This window comes from Stutzerimonas stutzeri (assembly GCF_038561965.1).
GTDB classification, from domain to species: domain Bacteria; phylum Pseudomonadota; class Gammaproteobacteria; order Pseudomonadales; family Pseudomonadaceae; genus Stutzerimonas; species Stutzerimonas stutzeri_AA.
Map to the genome: position 1 here is coordinate 546,829 of NZ_CP139348.1, position 20,142 is coordinate 566,970.

General features: G+C 62.7%; 20 protein-coding genes. 14 read left to right on the forward strand and 6 right to left on the reverse strand.

The genetic code is table 11. From position 1 onward, the window contains the following. Window positions 1-8 precede the first annotated feature (8 nt). Window positions 9-1,040, reverse strand: coding sequence for a small ribosomal subunit biogenesis GTPase RsgA (gene rsgA, locus SM130_RS02365; protein ID WP_102824234.1), 1,032 nt, complete (start codon window positions 1,038-1,040; stop codon window positions 9-11). A gap of 122 nt (window positions 1,041-1,162) precedes the next feature. On the opposite strand from rsgA, the gene SM130_RS02370 reads away from it, so the two are divergent. Both SM130_RS02370 and orn read left to right on the forward strand, forming a co-directional pair. After that, window positions 1,163-1,969: a trans-aconitate methyltransferase gene (locus SM130_RS02370; RefSeq protein WP_102824235.1), complete on the forward strand. Its 807-nt coding sequence runs from the start codon at window positions 1,163-1,165 to the stop codon at window positions 1,967-1,969. A 28-nt stretch (window positions 1,970-1,997) separates the two neighbouring features. Continuing rightward, window positions 1,998-2,540, forward strand: a complete 543-nt coding sequence (gene orn, locus SM130_RS02375; protein ID WP_102824236.1) for an oligoribonuclease — start codon at window positions 1,998-2,000, stop codon at window positions 2,538-2,540. A gap of 187 nt (window positions 2,541-2,727) precedes the next feature. On the opposite strand, the gene SM130_RS02380 is transcribed toward orn, so the two are convergent. From SM130_RS02380 to SM130_RS02390, 3 genes are all read right to left on the reverse strand, one after another. After that, the gene (locus tag SM130_RS02380) at window positions 2,728-3,369 is read right to left on the reverse strand and encodes an oxidoreductase (protein WP_102824237.1); all 642 of its coding nucleotides are present in this window, start codon (window positions 3,367-3,369) and stop codon (window positions 2,728-2,730) included. Between the two features lie 19 nt (window positions 3,370-3,388). After that, window positions 3,389-5,062 carry a C13 family peptidase gene (locus tag SM130_RS02385; RefSeq protein ID WP_102824238.1) on the reverse strand — a complete coding sequence of 558 codons (1,674 nt, stop codon included), beginning with the start codon at window positions 5,060-5,062 and terminating at the stop codon, window positions 3,389-3,391. Window positions 5,063-5,139: 77 nt separating this feature from the next. After that, a complete protein-coding gene (locus SM130_RS02390) occupies window positions 5,140-5,595 on the reverse strand; it encodes a MaoC family dehydratase (RefSeq protein WP_102824239.1) in 456 nt (151 codons plus the stop codon). 226 nt (window positions 5,596-5,821) lie between these two features. On the opposite strand from SM130_RS02390, the gene SM130_RS02395 reads away from it, so the two are divergent. Genes SM130_RS02395 through SM130_RS02405 form a run of 3 tightly spaced genes read left to right on the forward strand, consistent with a single transcriptional unit; the run spans window position 5,822 to window position 7,495 of the window. Then, window positions 5,822-6,184, forward strand: coding sequence for a CidA/LrgA family protein (locus SM130_RS02395; RefSeq protein WP_102824240.1), 363 nt, complete (start codon window positions 5,822-5,824; stop codon window positions 6,182-6,184). Continuing rightward, window positions 6,181-6,900: an LrgB family protein gene (locus SM130_RS02400; protein ID WP_102824241.1), complete on the forward strand. Its 720-nt coding sequence runs from the start codon at window positions 6,181-6,183 to the stop codon at window positions 6,898-6,900. The genes SM130_RS02395 and SM130_RS02400 overlap by 4 nt, the downstream gene beginning before the upstream one ends. Before the next feature lie 10 nt (window positions 6,901-6,910). Beyond that, a complete protein-coding gene (locus tag SM130_RS02405) occupies window positions 6,911-7,495 on the forward strand; it encodes an LON peptidase substrate-binding domain-containing protein (protein WP_102824242.1) in 585 nt (194 codons plus the stop codon). An 83-nt stretch (window positions 7,496-7,578) separates the two neighbouring features. On the opposite strand, the gene SM130_RS02410 is transcribed toward SM130_RS02405, so the two are convergent. Beyond that, entirely contained in the window at window positions 7,579-9,333 is a 1,755-nt protein-coding gene (locus tag SM130_RS02410; RefSeq protein ID WP_102824243.1) for a bifunctional alpha/beta hydrolase/class I SAM-dependent methyltransferase, read from the reverse strand. Between the two features lie 169 nt (window positions 9,334-9,502). Beyond that, window positions 9,503-10,822, reverse strand: a complete 1,320-nt coding sequence (locus SM130_RS02415; RefSeq protein ID WP_102824244.1) for a bifunctional DedA family/phosphatase PAP2 family protein — start codon at window positions 10,820-10,822, stop codon at window positions 9,503-9,505. Between the two features lie 215 nt (window positions 10,823-11,037). Between SM130_RS02415 and SM130_RS02420 the strand changes: the two genes are divergently transcribed. The 9 genes from SM130_RS02420 to SM130_RS02460 are packed head-to-tail and all read left to right on the forward strand — an operon-like array spanning window position 11,038 to window position 20,077. After that, window positions 11,038-12,303, forward strand: coding sequence for a glutamate-5-semialdehyde dehydrogenase (locus SM130_RS02420; RefSeq protein ID WP_102824245.1), 1,266 nt, complete (start codon window positions 11,038-11,040; stop codon window positions 12,301-12,303). Continuing rightward, a complete protein-coding gene (gene nadD / locus SM130_RS02425) occupies window positions 12,303-12,962 on the forward strand; it encodes a nicotinate-nucleotide adenylyltransferase (RefSeq protein ID WP_102824246.1) in 660 nt (219 codons plus the stop codon). Before SM130_RS02420 ends, nadD begins: the two co-directional genes overlap by 1 nt. Window positions 12,963-12,977: 15 nt before the next feature. Beyond that, window positions 12,978-13,337, forward strand: coding sequence for a ribosome silencing factor (gene rsfS / locus SM130_RS02430; protein ID WP_102824247.1), 360 nt, complete (start codon window positions 12,978-12,980; stop codon window positions 13,335-13,337). Window positions 13,338-13,340: 3 nt separating this feature from the next. After that, window positions 13,341-13,808, forward strand: a complete 468-nt coding sequence (gene rlmH, locus SM130_RS02435) for a 23S rRNA (pseudouridine(1915)-N(3))-methyltransferase RlmH (RefSeq protein WP_102824248.1) — start codon at window positions 13,341-13,343, stop codon at window positions 13,806-13,808. Between the two features lie 18 nt (window positions 13,809-13,826). Next, entirely contained in the window at window positions 13,827-15,716 is a 1,890-nt protein-coding gene (gene mrdA, locus SM130_RS02440; protein WP_102824249.1) for a penicillin-binding protein 2, read from the forward strand. After that, window positions 15,713-16,858: a rod shape-determining protein RodA gene (gene rodA / locus SM130_RS02445; protein WP_102824250.1), complete on the forward strand. Its 1,146-nt coding sequence runs from the start codon at window positions 15,713-15,715 to the stop codon at window positions 16,856-16,858. Before mrdA ends, rodA begins: the two co-directional genes overlap by 4 nt. 47 nt (window positions 16,859-16,905) lie before the next feature. After that, on the forward strand, window positions 16,906-17,883 hold the full coding sequence (gene mltB / locus SM130_RS02450) for a lytic murein transglycosylase B (RefSeq protein ID WP_102824251.1): 978 nt from the start codon (window positions 16,906-16,908) through the stop codon (window positions 17,881-17,883). Continuing rightward, window positions 17,880-18,872, forward strand: a complete 993-nt coding sequence (locus SM130_RS02455; RefSeq protein ID WP_102824252.1) for a septal ring lytic transglycosylase RlpA family protein — start codon at window positions 17,880-17,882, stop codon at window positions 18,870-18,872. Before mltB ends, SM130_RS02455 begins: the two co-directional genes overlap by 4 nt. A 47-nt stretch (window positions 18,873-18,919) precedes the next feature. Further along, window positions 18,920-20,077, forward strand: coding sequence for a D-alanyl-D-alanine carboxypeptidase family protein (locus SM130_RS02460; RefSeq protein WP_102824253.1), 1,158 nt, complete (start codon window positions 18,920-18,922; stop codon window positions 20,075-20,077). Window positions 20,078-20,142 lie beyond the last annotated feature (65 nt).

The following is a 20,142-nucleotide window of genomic DNA, read 5'->3' on the forward strand; positions in this document are numbered from 1 at the left end:
GCCCGACTTCAATATTCGGGCTCTGGCAGGCTGCTGAGTATGTGCCGATAGCTGGCCATGCGTTGCGGCTGGATGCGTCCGTCTTCCAGTGCCTGGAGCAGCGCGCAACCGGGTTCGCGATCATGCTTGCAGTCGCGGAAGCGGCAATGGCCGAGCAAATCTTGGAATTCGATGAAGCCCGCTTCGACATCGTCTCGACTGACATGGCCGAGGCCGAATTCGCGGATGCCGGGCGAGTCGATCAGCTCACCTCCACCGGGAAAGTGGAAAAGCCGTGCCGTGGTGGTGGTATGGGTGCCCTTGCCGGTCAACTCCGACAGCGCGCCGACGCGGGTATCGACGCCCGGCAGCAGGCTGTTCACCAGCGAGGATTTGCCCACCCCGGATTGCCCGACAAAAACACTGACATGCCCGTCGAGTCGTGCCTTGAGCGCATCCATGCCGCCGCCACCGTGGGCAGAGACTTCCAGCAAGGGATAATTCAGCTGCCGATAGACGTCCAGCAGGCGGTTCAGCGCTGCCTCGTTGTCCGCGTCGATCAGGTCGGCCTTGTTCAGCAGCAGCAGCGGAGTGATACCGGCGTGCTCGGCGGCGACCAGGTAGCGGTCGATCAGGTTGGCATGGGGCTCGGGTAGCGGGGCGAAGACGATGACGATCAGGTCGACATTCGCCGCCACCGGCTTGAGCTGGCCGCGGGTGTCCGGTCGGCAGAGTTCCGAGTGTCGCGGCAGTTGCGCGACGATGACGCCAATGCCCTGGTTGCCAGGGCGCCAGACCACGCGATCCCCGGTGACCAGCGCTGGCAGGTTGGCGCGTAGGTGGCAGCGGAACACCTGTCCGCTCTGCTCGCCCTCCAGCGCTTCGACCTCGACCTGCACACCGAAATGCGCAATCACCAGCCCGGTCTGCTCCGGGCCAAGGTCGCCGCCTTCGAGTTCTTCCAATGCACGGCTTTCGCGGCGCGAAGCGCGGGCGGCGCGCTCTTCCTGAATTTTCTCGATGCGCCAGTTCTGCCGGCGGTTGAGTTGGCGTTTGGCCATGAATTCGGTTGTCTCTGAGATTGATGAGCGAGTCTAGCACGCTGCAACACGGCCACTTAGGCCTGTATGGCGTTGAAGTCGGAGGGTTAGACTGGCGCTTCATCACCTGTTGATTGTCGGTCATGCCCGTCTCTGTCCTTACTCGCTTGCCGATCCTGCGTGCGCTGCTGGCCCAGTTGCTGGCGCTGCTGGTTGTCTGGCTGCTGTTGCTTGGCCTGGCCGGCATGCTCGGCGTACGCCCGAGTCTTGTCGTTGTCGCACTGGCGCAGGGTTGTCTGGCTGCGCTGATCGGAGCCCGGCTCGGGCTATCGGTCTGGTGGCTGGCAATCAACCTGATGTTCGTCCCTGGCTTGGTTTTGCTGCGCGATCTGGATGTGCCAGGCTGGATTCCGCTGGGCGCGTTCTCGTTATTGCTGCTGCTGAACTGGAACGCCTTCACCGAGCGGGTGCCGCTCTACCTGACCGGTCGTGAAGCCGAGCGCCGGTTGCGCAGCCGGCTGGCCGCGCTGCCGACTGACTTCCGCTATATCGATCTGGGCAGCGGGCTGGCAGGTTCCTTGTCACGTCTGGCGCGAGACTTTCCGGCGGCACAGTTCATCGGCGTGGAAACCGCGCCGCTGACCTTCGGGCTGTCCTGGTTGCGCTGTCTGCCGCGACGTAACTGCCATATCCGTCTGCTCAGTCTATGGCGTGTCGATCTCGGCGAGTACGACGTGGTCTATTGCTTCCTTTCGCCGGCGCCCATGCCGGCCTTGTGGAACAAGGCGCGCACCGAGATGCGCCCCGGCGCGCTGTTGATCAGCAACAGCTTCGCGGTGCCAGGGGTCGAGCCCTTCGAAGTGCTGCAGCTCGATGATTGGCGCAGTTCGCGGCTGCTGATCTGGTACCCAGGCAGTACGGCACCTGACGGCGTCGATACGAGCGGCTAAACTGCGCCGCACAGCCAAGGAGCCCGCCATGCAGAACCCGCAAAATTTGATCTGGATCGACCTGGAAATGACCGGTCTGGACCCGGATACCGACGTCATCATCGAGATGGCGACCATCGTTACCGACAGTCAGCTCAACGTGCTCGCCGAAGGGCCGGTGATCGCGGTGCACCAGAGCGACGAAACGCTGGCGCGCATGGATGAGTGGAATACCCGCCAGCATGGCGGCTCGGGTCTGACTCAACGGGTGCGTGAGAGCAAGATTTCCACTGCAGAGGCCGAGCAAATGACTTTGGCCTTTCTGGAGCAATGGGTACCCAAGGGTAAGTCGCCCATCTGCGGCAACAGCATCTGCCAGGACCGGCGCTTCCTCTACCGACGGATGCCGAAGCTGGAAGCGTATTTTCACTACCGCAACCTGGACGTGTCGACACTCAAGGAGCTGGCGGTACGCTGGGCGCCGCAGATCATGGAAGGCTTCAACAAGAGTGGCACTCACCTGGCGCTCGACGACATTCGTGACTCTATCGCCGAGCTGCGCCATTACCGCGAGCATTTCATCAAGGTCTGAAAGGCGGCGTTAACGCCTGACGCGCTTGCTGATCGTAGGGTGGATCACGCTTCGCCGACCCACCGGCGAGGCCAGGTGGGTGTAAAAAGCGACATCCACCCTACGTCACTGATGATCATCGTGAGAGCGATGCCGCAGCGTCGTCCATCCAGTAGTCAAGCGGCGCCTTTTGGCGAGGCGCCGACAGTTATTTCCCCAACTTGCGCAGCTCGTCCGATTCGACGATGCGTACGCCTTCGCCTTCTTCCAGTGCCAGTCGCCATAGCGCGCGAGCCAGCGTGCACGTTTCGATACCGTGGTACTTGCCTGGCAGCAATTGCGATAGCGGAGCGGCGATGCGTTCACTAAGCCGTGGCTCCAGGCGTGGACCAATCAGCTGCGACGGTCGCGCAATGGTCAGCTGCGGCCAGTCCTGTTGCTGCAGCGCCGCTTCCATTTCGCCTTTGACCTTGAGGTAGAAGATCGAGCTGTCCGGGTTGGCGCCCAGTGAGCTGATCACCAGCAAATGGCGGGCGCCCATCTCCTTGGCCCGCCGGGCGAAGGCCAATACCAGGTCGTGGTCGATGGCGCGGAACGCATCCTGCGTGCCGGCCTGCTTGAGCGTGCTGCCCAGGCAGCAAAATGCTGTATCGATCTCGCCGCTGAGGGTGGGCAGCAAGGTCAGCAGCTCATCGATCGGGTTGTCCAGGCGCTGATGGGCGGCCAGCGGCCTGCGCGTGGGCGCCAGCACACGTTCGACGGTGGGTTCGTTGAGCAGGCGATCGAGCAGGTGCTCGCCAGTCAGTCCGGTGGCGCCGGCAAGCAAAATACGCTGGGGCGTCAAATACATGGTCTTGCTCCTGTGGCGATCATTGGGTGGCACGCCGCTGCTGCAGTTCCTGCCAGCGTTGGACGACCGGTTCAGGCGCCCACAGCTGCGGTTCCGATGCTTGATAGTCGTCGGCCTGCTCGCGTTCGGCAACCTTTGCCGTGGCCAGCGTGAAGGCCTGCACGATATCGTCGGTTTCCTGCAGCGCTTCGGCGAACAGCGCGCGGCCGAAGTAGGTGAAGTCGCTCTGCTCGGAGCAGCCGAAGGAGACCCGATCAGCGCGAGCGGCGGTCATGATCAGGGTGTGCTCATTCTTCAATGGCTCGATGAAACCACCGGAATAGCAGGCCGAAATGACCAAAACGGTGTTGCGCCCGGCGAGTGGCGCGAGCAGTTGCGCCAGATCGGCTGCGGGCAAGTCGTCCAGCGAGAGGCGTGGCTGGTTCAGCACCAGTTCGTGATCGGCCGAACCGTGGCTGGTGAAATAGAGAAATATCAGATCCTCCTCGCCGCTGCGTTCGGCTAGCGCGCGAATCGCCCGGGCCAGGTTTTCCCGAGTCGCCAGCGGGCGGTCGGTCAGATGGTCACGATGGTTGACCAGGCTGAGCTGGCCGTGGGCGGCGAAGCGCTCGGCGAGCAGTTTTTGCACATAGTCGGCCTCGCGCATGAACACGCTCTGGCGGCCGTCGCCGGCAACCGTAAGCGTGTAAAGCTCCTGGGTTGGGCTGGAAAGCGGTAGCGCTCCTATGGCACGTTCAAGCAGAGCGCCCTGGTCGAGCAGGGCAAGTTCGAGGGGGTCTGGCAGGGCGCGCCCTTGTTCGTCGCGCACCTGCCTGTCGTTGCGCCAGATGCCGCGATGTTCGGTGCCATCCGCCTGGGTCAGTACGCCATCGCCGTCGAAGCGGCCCTGACGGAAGCCGCCGGCATAGAAGCTGCCGTCGGCGCGATCGAGGCGACCCTGGCCGTGGTAGCGCCAGTTGCGGAACTGACCGCTGTAGCGGCTACCGTCGTCAGCGACATGTGTGCCAGTGCCGCTTAGCTCGCCGTGGATGAAGGTACCGCTCCAGGCATTGCCCGCGCTGTCTTCGTAGTGACCCTGGCCGTGGAACTGATCGTTTTCGAACTGCCCGCTGTAGCGCTCGCCCTGACTGGTCACGAAGCTGCCTTCGCCCTTCAGGCTGCCGGCGATGAAGTCGCCACTGAGCTGGCCATCGGCGTCGCTGCGTGTGCCGGGGCCATCCGGCTGGCCTTTGCGGAACTGGCCGTGATGACTGAAGCCGTCGGCGTATTCCAGACTGCCCTGGCCGTGGTAAAGGTTGTCGCGGAACTCACCTTCATAGACCGTGCCGTCCTGGCTGAAGCGCCCATGGCCATGCATGCTGCCGTCCTTGAATTCGCCCTCGTAGACGCCGCCCTCGGCATAGCTGAAACGGCCGAGGCCGTCGAACAGACCCTGCTTGAACTCACCCTCGTAACGGTCGCCGGTCGCGCTGTGCCAGGTGCCCAGACCGTGCCACTGGCCGTCCTTGAACTGGCCGAGGTAATAGCTGCCGTTCGGATAGTCGATGCGGCCGCCGCCTTGCAGCAGCCCGTCGACGATGTCGCCGCGATAGCGGCCGCCATCCGGCAACACCGCATTGACCGGCGTGAGAGGTTCGCCTTCACCGCAGGCGGTGAGCAGGCCGATCAGAACGAAGGGAAGAAAACGCAGCATGCGGACATCCGCTCAGGCGAGACGACCGCAGTATGCCGCAAACCTGGCGGGCTGCGACAACTGCGCCGGCGTGGTGGTCAGAGAATGCACAGGGCCAGGGTTTCGGCGATGTAGGCCGGTTTCTCCGAGCCTTCGATCTCCATAACCGCGCGGGCCTTGAGCAGCCACTGCCCGGGATTTTTCTCGTGGGCATCTATCAGTGTGAGCCCCAGGCGCACCCGCGAGCCGACGCGCACTGGTTGGATGAAGCGCAGGCTGTCCAGGCCGTAGTTGACGCCCATTTTGATGCCTTCCGGTACCACAAGCAGGTCGCCAGAGAGCATCGGCAGCAACGACAGCGAAAGGAAGCCATGGGCGATGGTGCCGCCGAAGGGCGTCTGGGCGGCTTTCTCGCTATCGATGTGGATGAACTGGTGGTCACCGGTGCAGTCGGCGAACTGGTTGACGCGCTCCTGGTCGACGGTCAGCCATTCGGAATGGCCCAGTTCCTTGCCGATGTAGTCCTTGAGCTGTCCAACGGGTACCTGTGGCATATGTCCTCCTGATTGTTCTTGTACGGCTGCAAGGCGTGCAGCTTGGCTAGAGGTGCGCCGCCGGGCCCAAAGTGCTAGTGGGCGTTGGCGTCGTAAGCAGGTCTAGATCAGCACGAGCGTGGGTGCCGGCAAACCAGCATCGGCAACGCGAATGGCCCGTCATAGCGCTGCGCGGGCGCCGGGTGGAGTTGACCCTTATACTGTCGCAATTTTGCAGGAGGCTCCCATGCTGCTCAGAGGTCTGACCTGGCTGGTCGCATTCCAGTTGCTCGGCACCGTACTCAATGTGCTGTTCCTGCCCATGCTGCCGGGGCCGATCATAGGGCTGGTGCTGTTGTTTGCCGGCCTGCTGGCGCGCGGCAGGGCAAGTGAATCGCTGCAACTGGCCGCCAGCAGTCTGTTGCGCTATCTACCGCTCTTGCTGGTGCCGCCGGCGGTGGGGGTGATGGCTTATACCGAGGCAATTCTCAAGGACTTCTGGGCCATCGTCGGCGTACTGGTGATCTCGCTGCTGCTTTCGCTGATTTTCACCGGTTGGCTGATGCAGACGCTGATCCGCCGCAAGCAGCGCCGCAAGGAGGCCGCATGATTGAATTGAATTGGTATGCCGCCTGGCAGGCGCTGATCCATCATCCACTGTTCGGTGTGGGTATTACCCTGGCCGTATTTCAGCTGGCCTATGCCGCGTATGAGAAGACCCGCTGGGTATTCCTGCAGCCGGTGCTGGTGTCGATGACGATGATCGTCGGCATCCTCCTGCTGTGTGGCATCGACTATGACGAATATCGCATCAGTGCGCAGTGGCTAACGCTTTTGCTGGGGCCGGCCACCGTCGCCCTGGCCGTGCCGCTGTACCTGAACCTGCGACGGATCCGCGAGCTGTTCGGGCCAATCGTGATCACCTTGCTGTTTGCCGGTGTGTTCGCCACGGCGCTGGGCATGGCGCTGGCCTGGCTGTTCGGCGCCGACCGGATGATCCTGATGACCCTGGCGCCGAAGTCGGTGACCTCGCCGATCGCCATGCTGGTGGCCGAGCAGATTGGCGGCGTGGTGGCCCTGGCTGCGGTGTTCGTGATGATCACCGGAGTGCTCGGTGCGATTCTCGGTCCGGAACTGTTGCGCCGCTTTGGCGTTCAGCATCCTGCAGCCCGTGGCATTGCGCTCGGGCTGACTGCCCACGCCGTGGGCACCGCGCAAGCGCTGCAGGAAAGCGACGAATGCGGTGCCTTCGCGGCGTTGGCCATGAGCCTGATGGGGGTGATGACCGCGGTGCTGTTGCCGTTGGTGGTGGCCCTGTTGCTGTGATGGAGTCCGCATGAGATTGCCGTTGTTTCCGCTGGATACCGTGCTGTTCCCCGGTTGCGCCCTCGACCTGCAGATTTTCGAGGCGCGCTATCTCGACATGGTCAGTCAGTGCCTCAAGGCAGGGCATGGCTTTGGTGTCGTGCATATTCTCGCTGGCAGTGAAGTAGGTGCCGCGCCGACATCCTTCGCCAGGGTCGGTTGCGAGGCATTGATTCGCGATTGGCAGCAGCTGCCCAACGGGCTGTTGGGCATTCGCGTGGAGGGTGGGCGGCGGTTCGACGTCCAGTCATCCGAGGTGCTGCGCGACCAGCTGACCGTCGCCGAGGTTGCCTGGCGCAGCGAGCCCGATCCGCAGCCGCTGGCCGAGCAACACGCTGACCTGATCGTCCTGCTTGCAGCGCTCGGCCAGCACCCGATGGTGAAAACCCTGGGCCTGGGCGGCGCGGTGAGCGACCAGGCATCCCTGGCCAGCCAGCTGGCCTACCTGCTGCCGTTCGAGCCGGAGCAGAAGATCGAACTGCTTGGGCTGGATGAGCCGGAGCAGCAGCTTGAGCAGATTCAAGGCCTGCTCGAGTTGCTGCAGGATGGGGCCTAAGGCCTGTCTTCTCATGTGTGAGCCGAAGTGACCTAAAGCCGCATCGGCCGACCATGGTGTCGCCAGAGAGGGCCGGGGAGCTGTCAGTAAGGCTTTTGTGCCAACGAGACCGTAAAGATTCCCCAGTCGTCGATACGCTGCGTGATTTTAACCAGGCCTGCCGCTGCTACCAGTTGGTCCATCTCCGCTTGGGTACGCCGCCGCATGACCCATGGCTGTCCATCTCGGTGACTGGTTAGCGCTCGGGCTATGAGTTTCAGCTGTGGGTGCCAGGGTTGTCCCGTGTACACGATATACCCGCCCGGTTCCAGCGCTTCGGCGGCGCCGGCCAGAGAGCGGCCGACCAGTTGATTGTCGCCGAACAACTCGTAGAGTCCCGACACCACTACAAGCGTGGGGCGCGGCGAGAGTGTGGCCAGATCCGCTTGGTCGAATGCGTCTGCCTTGATGAACCGGGCGACCTCGCCGAAACCCTTTGCCTGGATCAGGGCACTGCCGTCGCGGACGTTGATATCGCTGTAATCGCGCAGAACGATCGATGCTGGGCGCTCTTCGAGGTCCTGTATTGCTTCGAGAATGTAGCGACCATGGCCGGCGGCAATGTCCACGATGCGCACTGGCTGATCGGCGCTTCGCAGGCGGCTGATCGCCCCGCGTAACAGTTCTTCTACATGTCTTTTTCTCCGGCGTATTGCGCGCCAGCCTATGGAACTCAAATAGAGCTGGTCAATCTTGCGCCCCAGCACAGTCAGGCCCGTCGGTTTGTTTCTGTAGACGTAATCAAGCGTGCTGCCGGAATCGAAACCGGTCTCGAAACCGAGCTTCAGCCCATGGGAAAGCTGGGCGCCAAGGCTCATTCCTGTACGCATGGCGCGCCAGTAATGTCCTTGTATGGAATTCGGAGGAACAGGGGCAGCCAGTGCTTCCGCTTCTGCACACATCGGGCCTATTCGGTCCGCATCGAGGAGCGACGGGGACGCCATTGGCGTATCAAAGTTGTGACGTATGAAGCGACGGGCCTGGCTTATTACCCGGCTACGATCTCGCTCGCCCAGCGTGTCGTGAAAGAAGCCGGGCAGGACGTGTTTTTCTTTCCGTATGCTGCCAAGTCTTTCGAAAAAAGTTACCTGCGGTTTGCGTTCGACAACGAAGTCTGCGCCTGAAATGAGGAGCTGAGTTGGGATGTGAATCGCCTGCGCATCTGCAACCACGCGCCGTGCAGCTTCATGCAGCCCGAGGAGCATGTTCACGGAAATGGCCCTGGCAATGAGCGGATCCTGCTGATAGCTCTGGATCCGCACAGGATCGTGCGTCAGGAAACGGGCCTTGACGTAGCTGTTGACGAAGAAGTTGCCGCGAAGCGCCCGTATCAACTTTAGAGCCGTCCGTGCGAACGGTACGTAAAGCTTCACCTTGAACGCTGGTGATGCCAGTACCAGAGCCCGAACTTTGGGCGCGTAGTCGTGAGCCCATGTCGCAACGACCACCGCTCCTACGCTTTGCGCAACAATGGCCAGGTTTTCCTCTTCGATGCGGTGGGTCGAGCCAATGTGATCAATGAACGTCTGCACGTCTCGCACGCTCGTTGCAAAGCTTGGGCTGTCCCCGCGTGCGCCAGGCGACAGACCGTGCCCGCGCGCATCCCAGGCAAAGAAGTCACAGTCAGGGAGCTCAAGTTCATCGACGAGGTGGGTCAGTCGACCCGAATGCTCATGCCCGCGATGAAGCATCACGACGGCCCGCCTTTTAGTCTCTACGGGCGAAAGCGCGGGCCAATGGCGGTAGGAAAGCTCTACCGCATCGTGGGTACTGAACGTTAGAAGGTGTGACTCGCGCATCGGAATGATCCTGGTCCCTGGACAATTAGTGAGTTATCCAAAACTCAACGGCAGAAGGCTGCTCTGCCAAGGTGGCACTTTCCGTCGGTGGTGCGATATGCGCAACGATGTCTCGCACATTTCTGATTCGCGCTAAAAAATATTGCGGATCGCAGGTTCGCAGACGTGATCACTGATACCGGTACATCTGCATCGCCGTTGGTAACGCCCAGATGCTGAATGCACCGAGCAGGCCCAGGCACGCCGGCAGAATCAGCCACCAGACCTTCGGCGGCATCGCGGTCAATGGGCTGCGCCACTGCGCCAGGGTCAGGCTGACTGCGCAGATGCAAGCGGCGAGCAATGCGCCGGCGGTGACATCCGTGGTCCAGTGCACTCCCAGGTAGACCCGCGAGAGCGCGATTGCCGTTGCCGGCAGGCTGGCCAGTACCAACCAGGCGAGCCGCAGGCGGGGCGGCTGGCCGCGGCCAGCGAGCACCCCGAGGGTCAGGAAGAAGGCGAAAGCCGCCGAGCTGTGCCCGCTGGGGAAGCTGTAGCTGCTCAGCGGCTCCATCAGCACTTCGGGACGGACCCGAGCAAAGGTTGCCTTCAATGCACCGTTCGCCGTTGCCGTTCCCAGTAGCGTGAGAATGGCGAATACCGTTGCACGCCATTGGCGCGACGCCAGGAGCAATACGCACAACAGCACGGCGGCCCACAGCTGGGTATGGAAGTCACCGACGCGGGTGATGATGACCATGATGCGGTCGAAGGTTGCGCTGCGCTCGCCCTGGATTACCGCGAGCAGACCTTCATCGAGCTCTTTCAAATGAGGCCAGCCGAAAAATAGCCCGAGAAGGATGACGACGCTGAGCCCGGCCGACACGGCGCTCACCCAGCGCAGCTGCCGCAGACTGCCGAAGGCGGTTGCGCCAACAAGTATCAGTAGGGCGCCGACAACCACGGCCGCCTCGCTCCAGAAGCCGTCTTGCAGCGGCAGACGCATGGCGGCTCCGGCGCTCCAGCCCGGCAGCAGGTAGGCCATCGACCAGCCAGCTGCAGCGCACAGACTGACCAGCAGGAAGCGTCCGAACGGCATGTCGAGCATGCCGGCAGTCATCGGCAGCATGGGTCGCAGCGGGCCGATGAAGCGGCCAACCAGCAGGCTGGCCACGCCGTAGCGCTGAAAATAGTGCTCGGCACGTAACAGCCACTCCGGATGGTCGCGCAGGCCGCGCAGGCTGCGAATGCCCTGGTGATAGCGCCGCCCGAGCGCATAGGAAAGCAGGTCGCCGATGAGCCCGCCGACAAAGCCCAGCAGCAGAGTCTGCCCCAGGGTCAGCACGCCGCTGCCGGCCAGCACCGCGATGGCGAAGACCATGATGGTGCCTGGAATGATCAGGCCGACCACGGCCAGGCACTCCATGCAGGCGACGATGACCAGCGCCAGACCCAGCCACTGCGGATTGGCGGCCAGCCATTGGGTGAGGGTTTCGAGCCATTGGCTCATGGGTAATTCCTTGAATCGTGAGCGCTTTCGACCTGGCGAAAGGGCTGTGGGTTTCCTCAGGCGAGGATACTCCGCGACATTGGCGGGTGCGCAGCGCCGTCGCACTTGAGCGGGGCGACATGGCATTCGAGCGCCTTTCGCCCGGCGCCGCTGTGCGTGGGCGCCCGGGGTGGCTATAATCCGCCGCTTTCCCTTCAGTCAGGCCAGCTAGATCCATGACCGAGTCCGTACTCGATTACATGACCCGCCTGGGCCGCGCCGCGCGCGAGGCCTCGCGAGTGCTTGCGCGCGCCAGTACGGCGCAGAAGAACCGCGCCCTGCAGGCTGCCGCCGCCGCGCTCGACGCCGCCCGCGACGAGCTGGTGGCTGCCAATGAGCTGGACCTGGCCGGTGGCCGTGCCAATGGTCTGGACGCCGCGATGCTCGACCGCCTGGCACTGACGCCCAAGGTAATCGACGGCATGATCGAAGGGCTGCGCCAGGTCGCCACGTTGCCAGACCCGATCGGTGCGATCCGCGACATGCGCTATATGCCGTCCGGCATCCAGGTCGGCAAGATGCGCGTGCCCCTGGGCGTGGTCGGAATCATCTACGAGTCGCGGCCCAACGTAACCATCGACGCCGCCAGCCTGTGCCTGAAGTCGGGCAACGCAACTATTCTGCGTGGCGGCTCCGAAGCGATTCATTCCAACCAGGCGATTGCCCGTTGCATTCAGCTCGGCCTGGCCGAGGCCGGATTGCCGGCAGCCGCCGTGCAGGTCGTGGAAACCACTGACCGGGCCGCGGTCGGCGCGTTGATCAGCATGCCGGAGTTTGTCGATGTGATCGTGCCGCGCGGCGGCAAGGGCTTGATCGAACGCATCAGCCGCGACGCACGGGTGCCGGTGATCAAGCATCTTGACGGCATCTGTCATGTCTACGTTGACGTCGCAGCAGACGTCGACAAGGCCATTCGCATCGCCGACAACTCCAAGACCCAGCGCTTTGCACCATGCAATACCATGGAGACGCTGCTGGTTCATCCGGATATCGCCGAGCAGGTCCTGCCGCCGCTGGCCGCGATCTACCGTGAAAAGAGCGTGGAGCTGCGCGGCTGCGAGCGGACTCGAGCGCTGCTTGGCAGCGGCGTGCTCGAGGCCAGCGAAGAAGACTGGGCGACCGAGTACAACGCACCGATCCTGTCGATCCGCATCGTTGATTCACTGGATGCGGCCATCGAACACATCAATCGATACGGCTCGCAGCATACCGATGCGATCGTCACCGAGAACTTCAGCGATGCCCGACGCTTCCTCACCGAGGTGGATTCGGCGTCGGTGATGATTAACGCCTCGACGCGTTTCGCCGATGGCTTCGAGTATGGCCTGGGTGCTGAGATCGGTATTTCCACCGACAAGCTTCACGCCCGTGGCCCGGTTGGCCTGGAGGGGCTGACCAGCGAGAAGTACGTCGTCTTCGGCGACGGCCACGTCCGTACCTGATGAGCCAAGGCAGCGGCGCCCGGCGCATTGGTATTCTCGGCGGCACCTTCGATCCGGTACATATCGGCCACCTGCGCGGCGCGCTGGAAGTGGCTGAGATGTTCGCTCTCGACGAGCTGCGGCTGATACCCAATGCACGGCCGCCGCATCGTGACACCCCTAATTGCTCGGCGCAGGATCGCCTGGCGATGGTCCGTCTGGCGGTGCAGGATCTGCCGCCGCTGTGCGTGGACGCACGCGAGCTGGAGCGGGAGAAGCCGTCCTACACCATCGATACGCTGATCTCGCTGCGCGCCGAACTGGACGAGGAAGACCAACTGTTGCTGGTAGTGGGTTGGGATGCCTTCTGCGGGCTGCCCACCTGGCATCGCTGGGAGGAGCTGCTCGATTATTGCCATATCCTCGTACTGCAGCGGCCGGACGCCGGCAGCGAGGCGCCGCAAGCGCTACGTGATCTGCTGGCTGCGCGCAGCGTGCCAGACCCTCAGGTGCTTTGTGGGGGGAGTGGGCAGATTGCTTTCGTCTGGCAGACACCACTGGAGGTGTCCGCCACGCAGATTCGCCAATTGCTGGCCAGTGGCAAGTCGGTCCGATTCCTGGTTCCCGATGCCGTACTGGCTTATATCAACGCGCACGGACTGTACCGGGCGTCGAACTGAGGTTGTTTTCACGTTATGCAAACTGAAGAGTTGGTCCAGCTGGCAATTACCGCCCTGGAAGATCTGAAAGGCCAGGACATCACCACCATCGATGTTCGCGGCAAGACCAGTGTCACCGATTACATGATCATTGCCAGCGGGAGCTCCAGCCGGCACGTCAAGTCGCTCGTCGAAAACGTACTGGAGAAGGTCAAGGAGCAGGGCGTTCGTCCGCTCGGCAGCGAAGGGCTCGAGGGTGGCGAGTGGGCACTGCTGGACCTGGACGATGTGGTCGTCCATGTGATGCAGGTACCGACCCGTCAGTTCTACGACCTGGAGCGTTTGTGGCAGGGCGCCGAACAGAGCCGCGCGCAGCACACCCACGACTCGGAATAATCCGTGCGTATCAAGCTGATCGCGGTCGGCTCGAAGATGCCGCGTTGGGTCGAGGACGGTTGGCAGGAATATTCCAAGCGTCTGCCGTCCGAGCTGCCGCTGGAACTGCACGAGATTGCGCTCAACACCCGCGGTAAGAATGCGGATGTGGCGCGGTTGATTCGCCAGGAAGGCGAGGCCATGCTGGGCAAGGTCCAGCCGGGCGAGCGCATCGTCACGCTCGAGGTGCATGGCAAACCGTGGAGCACCGAGCAGCTGGCTGCTGAAATCGAGCGCTGGCGGCTCGACGCACGCAACGTCAATCTCATGGTTGGCGGCCCGGAAGGGCTGGCGCCGGAGGTTTGCGCGCGCAGCGAGCAGCGCTGGTCGCTGTCACCGCTAACCCTGCCGCACCCGCTGGTGCGAATTCTGATCGGCGAACAGATCTACCGCGCCTGGACGTTGCTGTCCGGTCATCCTTATCACAAGTAGTCCGCGAACCCCTTCGATATGCCGCAACCGATTCAGCTCAAGGATCACGAGAAGGACGCCGTGCTGGTGCGCCGGCGCGTGGCCGTGGGCCTTGCCTTGGTGTTGCTGCTGATCGGTGTGCTGGTGGCGCGGATGTATTACTTGCAGGTGGTGCAGTTCGAGCATCATTCGACGCTGTCGGAAAACAACCGTGTCCATGTGCAACCGATTCCGCCCAATCGCGGGCTGATCTTCGATCGGCAGGGGCGCGTGATTGCCGACAACCGGCCGAGCTTCAGCCTGACCGTCACCCGTGAGCGCGCCGGCGACTGGAAGACGGTGCTCGACGCAGTGGTCGAGGTGCTGGATCTCAGCGAAGAAGAGCGCGGGCTGTTCGAGAAGCGCGTGCTGCAGGGGCGACGGCCGTTCGAGCCGGTGCCGATCATGTATGAGCTATCCGAAGAGCAGATCGCCCGTATTGCGGTGAACCAGTTCCGCCTGCCAGGCGTCGAGGTGGCTGCGCAGCTGGTCCGGCACTACCCGCAGGGCGCGCACTTCGCCCATTCGGTGGGCTATGTCGGGCGGATCAACGAGCAGGAGGTCAAGCAGCTCGATCCGGTCAACTACAGCGGCACGCACCACATCGGCAAGACTGGCATCGAGAAGTTCTACGAGGATGAGCTGCACGGACAGGTCGGCTACGAAGAAGTCGAGACCAATGCGCGCGGCCGCGTGCTGCGGGTGCTCAAGCGAACCGATCCGATTCCCGGCAAGGACATCACCCTGTCGCTCGATCTGGATCTGCAGGAAGCTGCCGAGGAAGCGCTGGGCGGGCGTCGCGGTGCGATCGTCGCGCTGCTGCCGGCTACCGGCGAAGTGGTGGCGATGGTCAGTCAGCCAAGCTTCAATCCCAACCTGTTCGTCACCGGTATCAGCTTCAAGGACTACGGCGAGCTGCGCGATTCCATCGACCGGCCGCTATACAACCGCGTGCTGCGTGGTCTGTATCCGCCGGGTTCGACGATCAAGCCGATGATGGCCGTTGCCGGACTCGACGCAGGCGTGGTCACGCCGACCACCCGGGTTTTCGATCCGGGCTTCTTTCAGTTGCCCAACGTGCAGCACAAGTACCGCAACTGGAACCGCAGCGGCGACGGCTGGGTGGATCTGGATCTGGCCATTGCGCGCTCCAACGACACCTACTTCTATGACATGGCCCACAAGCTGGGCGTTGATCGCATGCATGACTACATGACCCGCTTCGGCCTGGGTCAGCGCGTCTCGCTCGACATGCACGAGGAAACCGCCGGGCTAATGCCGTCTCGCGACTGGAAGCGGGCGCGTTACCGTCAGCCCTGGTATCCCGGCGAAACCGTCATCCTCGGCATCGGGCAGGGCTACATGCAGGCCACACCGCTACAGCTGGCTCAGGCCACTGCGCTGATGGCGACTCGCGGCAAGTGGATTCGCCCGCATCTGGCGCGCAGCGTTGGCGGCCAGGCGCCAGTCGATTCCGATCCGGTGCCGGATATCCAGCTGCGTGATCCGCGCTTCTGGGACTACGCGGCGCACGGCATGGAGCAGGTGTTGCACGGTGCTCGCGGCACGGCACGCAAGGTCGGTGACAGCTCCGTCTACCGGATCGCCGGCAAGAGCGGTACCGCCCAGGTCGTCGCGATCCGCCAGGGCGAGAAGTACGACAGCGCCAAGCTCGCCGAGCGCCATCGCGACCACGCACTGTTCGTCGCCTTCGCACCGGTCCATGACCCGAAGATCGCCGTCGCGGTGATGGTCGAGAACGGCGAATCCGGGTCAGGCGTCGCGGCGCCCGTGGCCAAGCTGGTGATGGACGCCTGGCTGCTGGATGAGGAGGGCAAGCTCAAGGCGGAATTCGCCCCACCCGTGACCGCCCAAGGGAAGAAACCATGAGCGGCAATTTCGACCGTACGCTGTCGAGCGAGGACGTGCTGCGCCGCCGCGCGAGTCTGTTGCAGCGCCTGCATATCGATGGGCTGTTGCTCGTGCTGTTACTGATGCTGGCGGCCGGTAGCCTGTTCATCCTCTATTCGGCCAGCGGCAAGAACTGGGATCTGGTCATCAAGCAGGCGACCTCGTTCGGCCTCGGCCTTGGCGCCATGCTGGTCATCGCCCAGTTCGAGCCGCGCTTCATGGCGCGCTGGGTGCCGCTCGCTTACCTGGGCGTCGTGGGCTTGCTGGTGGCGGTAGAGGTCGTCGGCCACACGGCGATGGGGGCCACACGTTGGATCAATATTCCTGGCGTGGTCCGTTTTCAGCCGTCCGAATTCATGAAGATCATCATGCCGATGACCATCGCCTGGTATCTGTCCTCGCGCAGTCTGCCGCCGGGCATCAAGCACACCGCGATCAGCCTGGCGATGATCCTTGCTCCCTTCGTGCTCATTCTCAAGCAACCTGACCTCGGTACCGCGCTGTTGATTCTCGCCTCTGGTGCGTTCGTGCTGTTCATCGGCGGTCTGCGCTGGCGCTGGATCATCAGTGCTGTGGCCGCCGTGGTCCCGATCGCCGTGGCGATGTGGTACTTCGTGTTGCGCGATTACCAAAAGCAGCGCGTGCTGACCTTCCTCGATCCCGAAAGCGATCCGCTGGGCACGGGCTGGAACATCATCCAGTCGAAGGCGGCGATCGGCTCGGGTGGCGTTTTCGGTAAGGGCTGGCTGGCTGGAACCCAATCGCATCTGGATTTTTTGCCGGAAAGCCATACTGACTTTATCATCGCCGTGCTCGCCGAGGAGTTCGGCCTGGTTGGCGTCTGTCTGCTCCTGTTGGTGTATATCCTGCTGATTACCCGAGGGTTGGTCATCACGGTGCAGGCGCAGACATTGTTTGGAAAACTGCTGGCCGGTGCGTTGACGATGACCTTCTTTGTTTACGTTTTCGTCAATATCGGTATGGTCAGTGGGCTGTTGCCGGTGGTGGGGGTGCCTTTGCCCTTCATTAGTTACGGCGGAACTTCATTGGTGACCCTGCTGTCAGGGTTCGGGGTTTTAATGTCGATTCACACCCATCGCAAGTGGATCGCACAGGTTTGACGAGAGTGAATTTGTTGACTTCATTACGGCGTGGCTGGGTGGCACGGATGCTGGGGGGCGTGGGCTTGGCCGGCGCTGTGCTGGGAAGTCTGCCGCTGCAGGCCGCGGACTACACCGGCCCCAACGTGGACGAGTTCATCGTGGAAATGACCCGCGACTACGGTTTCGCCGGAGAGCAGCTGCGCGACCTGTTCAAGCAGGCCGAACGCAAGCAGGCGATTCTCGATGCCATTTCGCGGCCGGCCGAGCGGGTCAAGCCGTGGAAGGAGTACCGGCCGATCTTCCTCACCGATTCGCGCATCGCTCAGGGCGTCGATTTCTGGCGCGAGAACGAAGCCTCGCTGACTCGCGCAGAAACCGAATACGGCGTGCCGGCTGAGATCATCGTGGCGATCATCGGCGTCGAAACCTTTTATGGCCGCAACACCGGTAGTCATCGAGTGATCGATGCGCTGTCGACGCTGGGCTTCGACTACCCGCCGCGGCAGCCTTTCTTCCGCCAGCAGCTCAAGGAGTTCCTGCTGCTGACCCGCGAGGAACAGGTCGATCCGTTGACCCTCAAGGGCTCCTATGCAGGTGCCATGGGCTTGCCGCAGTTCATGCCGAGCAGCTTCCGCGCCTATGCCGTGGACTTCGATGGCGATGGCCGCATCGATATCTGGAACAACCCCACCGACGCGATCGGCAGTGCGGCCAGCTATTTCAAACAGCACGGCTGGACCGCTGGTGATCGCGTCGTGGCTCGCGCGAAGGTATCCGGCAAGCGTTTCGAGGAGGGCCTGACCGTCGGCCTCGAGTCGCAGAAGAACGCCGGCGAGATGCGCGCCCTGGGCTGGAAGTTCGACAAGTCCGTGGCTGATGACACGGCGGTGACGGCTTTCCGTCTGGAAGGCGCAGAGGGCGACGAATACTGGCTGGGCCTGCCGAACTTCTATGTCATTACCCGCTATAACCGCAGCGTCATGTACGCCATGGCCGTGCATCAGCTGTCGCAGCTGCTGGCCGAAGCGCGAGGCGAACAATGAGTGCTCTCTGGACAAGGTTGATGGCGTTGGGTGTGACAGGCGTATTGCTGGCGAGCTGTTCGTCGACGCCGGCACCCAGCAGCACGCAGAGCAAGCCGGCCGGCAGCAGCGGCCCTGGCGACTATGCCCGGCCGCACAAGGACGGCGCGCCCTGGTGGGATGTTGACGTCTCGCAGATCCAGGACGCGGTACCGATGCCGCATTACGGGTCGTACAAGGCCAACCCCTACACTGTGCTGGGCAAGACCTATTTCCCGATCAGTGATGGCCGCCGTTACTCGGCTACCGGGACGGCGTCGTGGTACGGCACCAAGTTCCACGGACAGCCCACCGCCAATGGCGAAAAGTACGACCTCTACGGCATGAGCGCTGCGCACAAGACGCTGCCGCTACCTACCTACGTCAAGGTTACCAATCTGGATAATGGGCGCGTGGTGACGTTGCGCGTCAATGATCGCGGCCCGTTCTACTCCGATCGGATCATCGATCTGTCCTTTGCTGCGGCGAAGAAGCTCGGCTTTGCAGAAAGCGGCACGGCGCGGGTCAAGGTCGAAGGCATCGACCCAGAGCAGTGGTGGGCGCAGCAGGGCCGGCCGGTGCCGAGCATGATGGCGCAGCCGCAGATGGCCGCCGCCAAACCCGCCAGCAGCATTGCCCAGCCGATCGAGCAGTACACACCACCGCCTCAGCAGCACGCTGCGGCCACTGTGCCGCTTGAAATCGACGCAAAAAAAAACGCTTCGCCCGCAGCCGCTGGCCTGTTTCTCCAGGTTGGCGCCTTCGCCAATCCGGATGCAGCTCAGTTGTTGAAGGACAAGCTGAGCGGCGTGGTGTCTGCGCCGGTGTTCATCAGCTCGGTGGTGCACAACCAGCAGACCCTGCATCGGGTGCGGCTGGGGCCCATCGATACGCCGGATGAAGCCATGCAGCTCGAGCAAAGCGTTCGCCTGGCCAATCTCGGGCAGCCGCGTCGCGTCGCCGCCGATTGACCCTTTGCAAACCTTGCCTGTTTTACCTGACCAACTTTGAGATTCGGATGAACATCACCAGCCTCGTGCAACGTTTCATAGTCCTGGCTCTGCTGACGGTCGCTCCGACCGTCTGGGCGGCCCAGATCCTGCCGTCGGCTCCTCAGCTTGCCGCCAAGTCCTACCTGCTGATGGACGCGGCCAGCGGCGAGGTATTGGTCGAGCACAATGGCGACGAGCGTCTGCCACCCGCCAGCCTGACCAAGTTGATGACTGCCTATATCGCCACCCTGGAAATCCAGAAGGGCCAGATCAGCGACAACGACATGGTCACCGTGAGTGAAAAGGCTTGGCGTACTGGCGGCTCGCGTATGTTCATCCAGGTCAACACGCAGGTTTCGGTGGACGATCTGCTGCACGGCATCATCATTCAGTCGGGCAACGATGCCAGCGTGGCCATGGCCGAGCACATCGCCGGCAGCGAAGAAGCCTTTGCCGATCTTATGAACAGCGCCGCCCAGCGTCTGGGCATGACCAATACCCATTTCATGAATGCCACCGGCCTGCCGGACCCGGATCACTACTCCTCGGCTGGCGATATGGCCAAGCTGGCGCGGGCGATCATCTATGAAGATCCAGCGCACTACGCCATCTATGCGCAGAAAGAGTTCTTCTGGAACAACATCAAACAGCCTAACCGCAACCTTCTGCTGTGGCGCGACAAGACCGTCGATGGCCTGAAAACCGGCCATACCGAAGAAGCCGGCTACTGCCTGGTGGCGTCTGCCGTGCGCGACAACATGCGCCTGATCTCGGTGGTGTTCGGCACCGACAGCGAGCAGGCCCGTGCAGCAGAGACGCAGAAACTGCTGACCTATGGCTTCCGCTTCTTCGAAACCCGCACCTTCTACCAGAAAGGTACTGAGCTGGCCCAGGCGCAGGTCTGGAAAGGCCAGCAGGACAAGCTCAAGGCCGGCCTGGCGCAGGATCTGACCATGACCCTGCCGCGTGGCCAGGTAGAAAAACTGCAGGCTGTGATGAGCTTCAACGGCACGCTCACCGCGCCGATCCAGCAGGGCGACGTGATCGGCAAGGTCGAGGTCAAGCTGGACGACAAGGTGGTGCGCAGCACCGACCTGGTAGCGCTGGAAACCATCGAAGAGGGTGGGCTGTTCCGTCGCTTTTGGGATAGCATTCGCCTCTTCTTCTACAGCTTGTTCAACTGACCACGCTCGAGTGCGCCCTGGCTGATCCCGCCGCGGCGCACTTGCGGATCACGAGTCCGTTACGC

Coding starts and splice junctions, on each gene's coding strand:
- rsgA (WP_102824234.1), bottom strand. CDS start 1,040: ATGGCCAAACGCCAACTCAACCGCCGGCAGAACTGGCGCATCGAGAAA.
- SM130_RS02370 (WP_102824235.1), top strand. CDS start 1,163: ATGCCCGTCTCTGTCCTTACTCGCTTGCCGATCCTGCGTGCGCTGCTG.
- orn (WP_102824236.1), top strand. CDS start 1,998: ATGCAGAACCCGCAAAATTTGATCTGGATCGACCTGGAAATGACCGGT.
- SM130_RS02380 (WP_102824237.1), bottom strand. CDS start 3,369: ATGTATTTGACGCCCCAGCGTATTTTGCTTGCCGGCGCCACCGGACTG.
- SM130_RS02385 (WP_102824238.1), bottom strand. CDS start 5,062: ATGCTGCGTTTTCTTCCCTTCGTTCTGATCGGCCTGCTCACCGCCTGC.
- SM130_RS02390 (WP_102824239.1), bottom strand. CDS start 5,595: ATGCCACAGGTACCCGTTGGACAGCTCAAGGACTACATCGGCAAGGAA.
- SM130_RS02395 (WP_102824240.1), top strand. CDS start 5,822: ATGCTGCTCAGAGGTCTGACCTGGCTGGTCGCATTCCAGTTGCTCGGC.
- SM130_RS02400 (WP_102824241.1), top strand. CDS start 6,181: ATGATTGAATTGAATTGGTATGCCGCCTGGCAGGCGCTGATCCATCAT.
- SM130_RS02405 (WP_102824242.1), top strand. CDS start 6,911: ATGAGATTGCCGTTGTTTCCGCTGGATACCGTGCTGTTCCCCGGTTGC.
- SM130_RS02410 (WP_102824243.1), bottom strand. CDS start 9,333: ATGCGCGAGTCACACCTTCTAACGTTCAGTACCCACGATGCGGTAGAG.
- SM130_RS02415 (WP_102824244.1), bottom strand. CDS start 10,822: ATGAGCCAATGGCTCGAAACCCTCACCCAATGGCTGGCCGCCAATCCG.
- SM130_RS02420 (WP_102824245.1), top strand. CDS start 11,038: ATGACCGAGTCCGTACTCGATTACATGACCCGCCTGGGCCGCGCCGCG.
- nadD (WP_102824246.1), top strand. CDS start 12,303: ATGAGCCAAGGCAGCGGCGCCCGGCGCATTGGTATTCTCGGCGGCACC.
- rsfS (WP_102824247.1), top strand. CDS start 12,978: ATGCAAACTGAAGAGTTGGTCCAGCTGGCAATTACCGCCCTGGAAGAT.
- mrdA (WP_102824249.1), top strand. CDS start 13,827: ATGCCGCAACCGATTCAGCTCAAGGATCACGAGAAGGACGCCGTGCTG.
- rodA (WP_102824250.1), top strand. CDS start 15,713: ATGAGCGGCAATTTCGACCGTACGCTGTCGAGCGAGGACGTGCTGCGC.
- mltB (WP_102824251.1), top strand. CDS start 16,906: ATGCTGGGGGGCGTGGGCTTGGCCGGCGCTGTGCTGGGAAGTCTGCCG.
- SM130_RS02455 (WP_102824252.1), top strand. CDS start 17,880: ATGAGTGCTCTCTGGACAAGGTTGATGGCGTTGGGTGTGACAGGCGTA.
- SM130_RS02460 (WP_102824253.1), top strand. CDS start 18,920: ATGAACATCACCAGCCTCGTGCAACGTTTCATAGTCCTGGCTCTGCTG.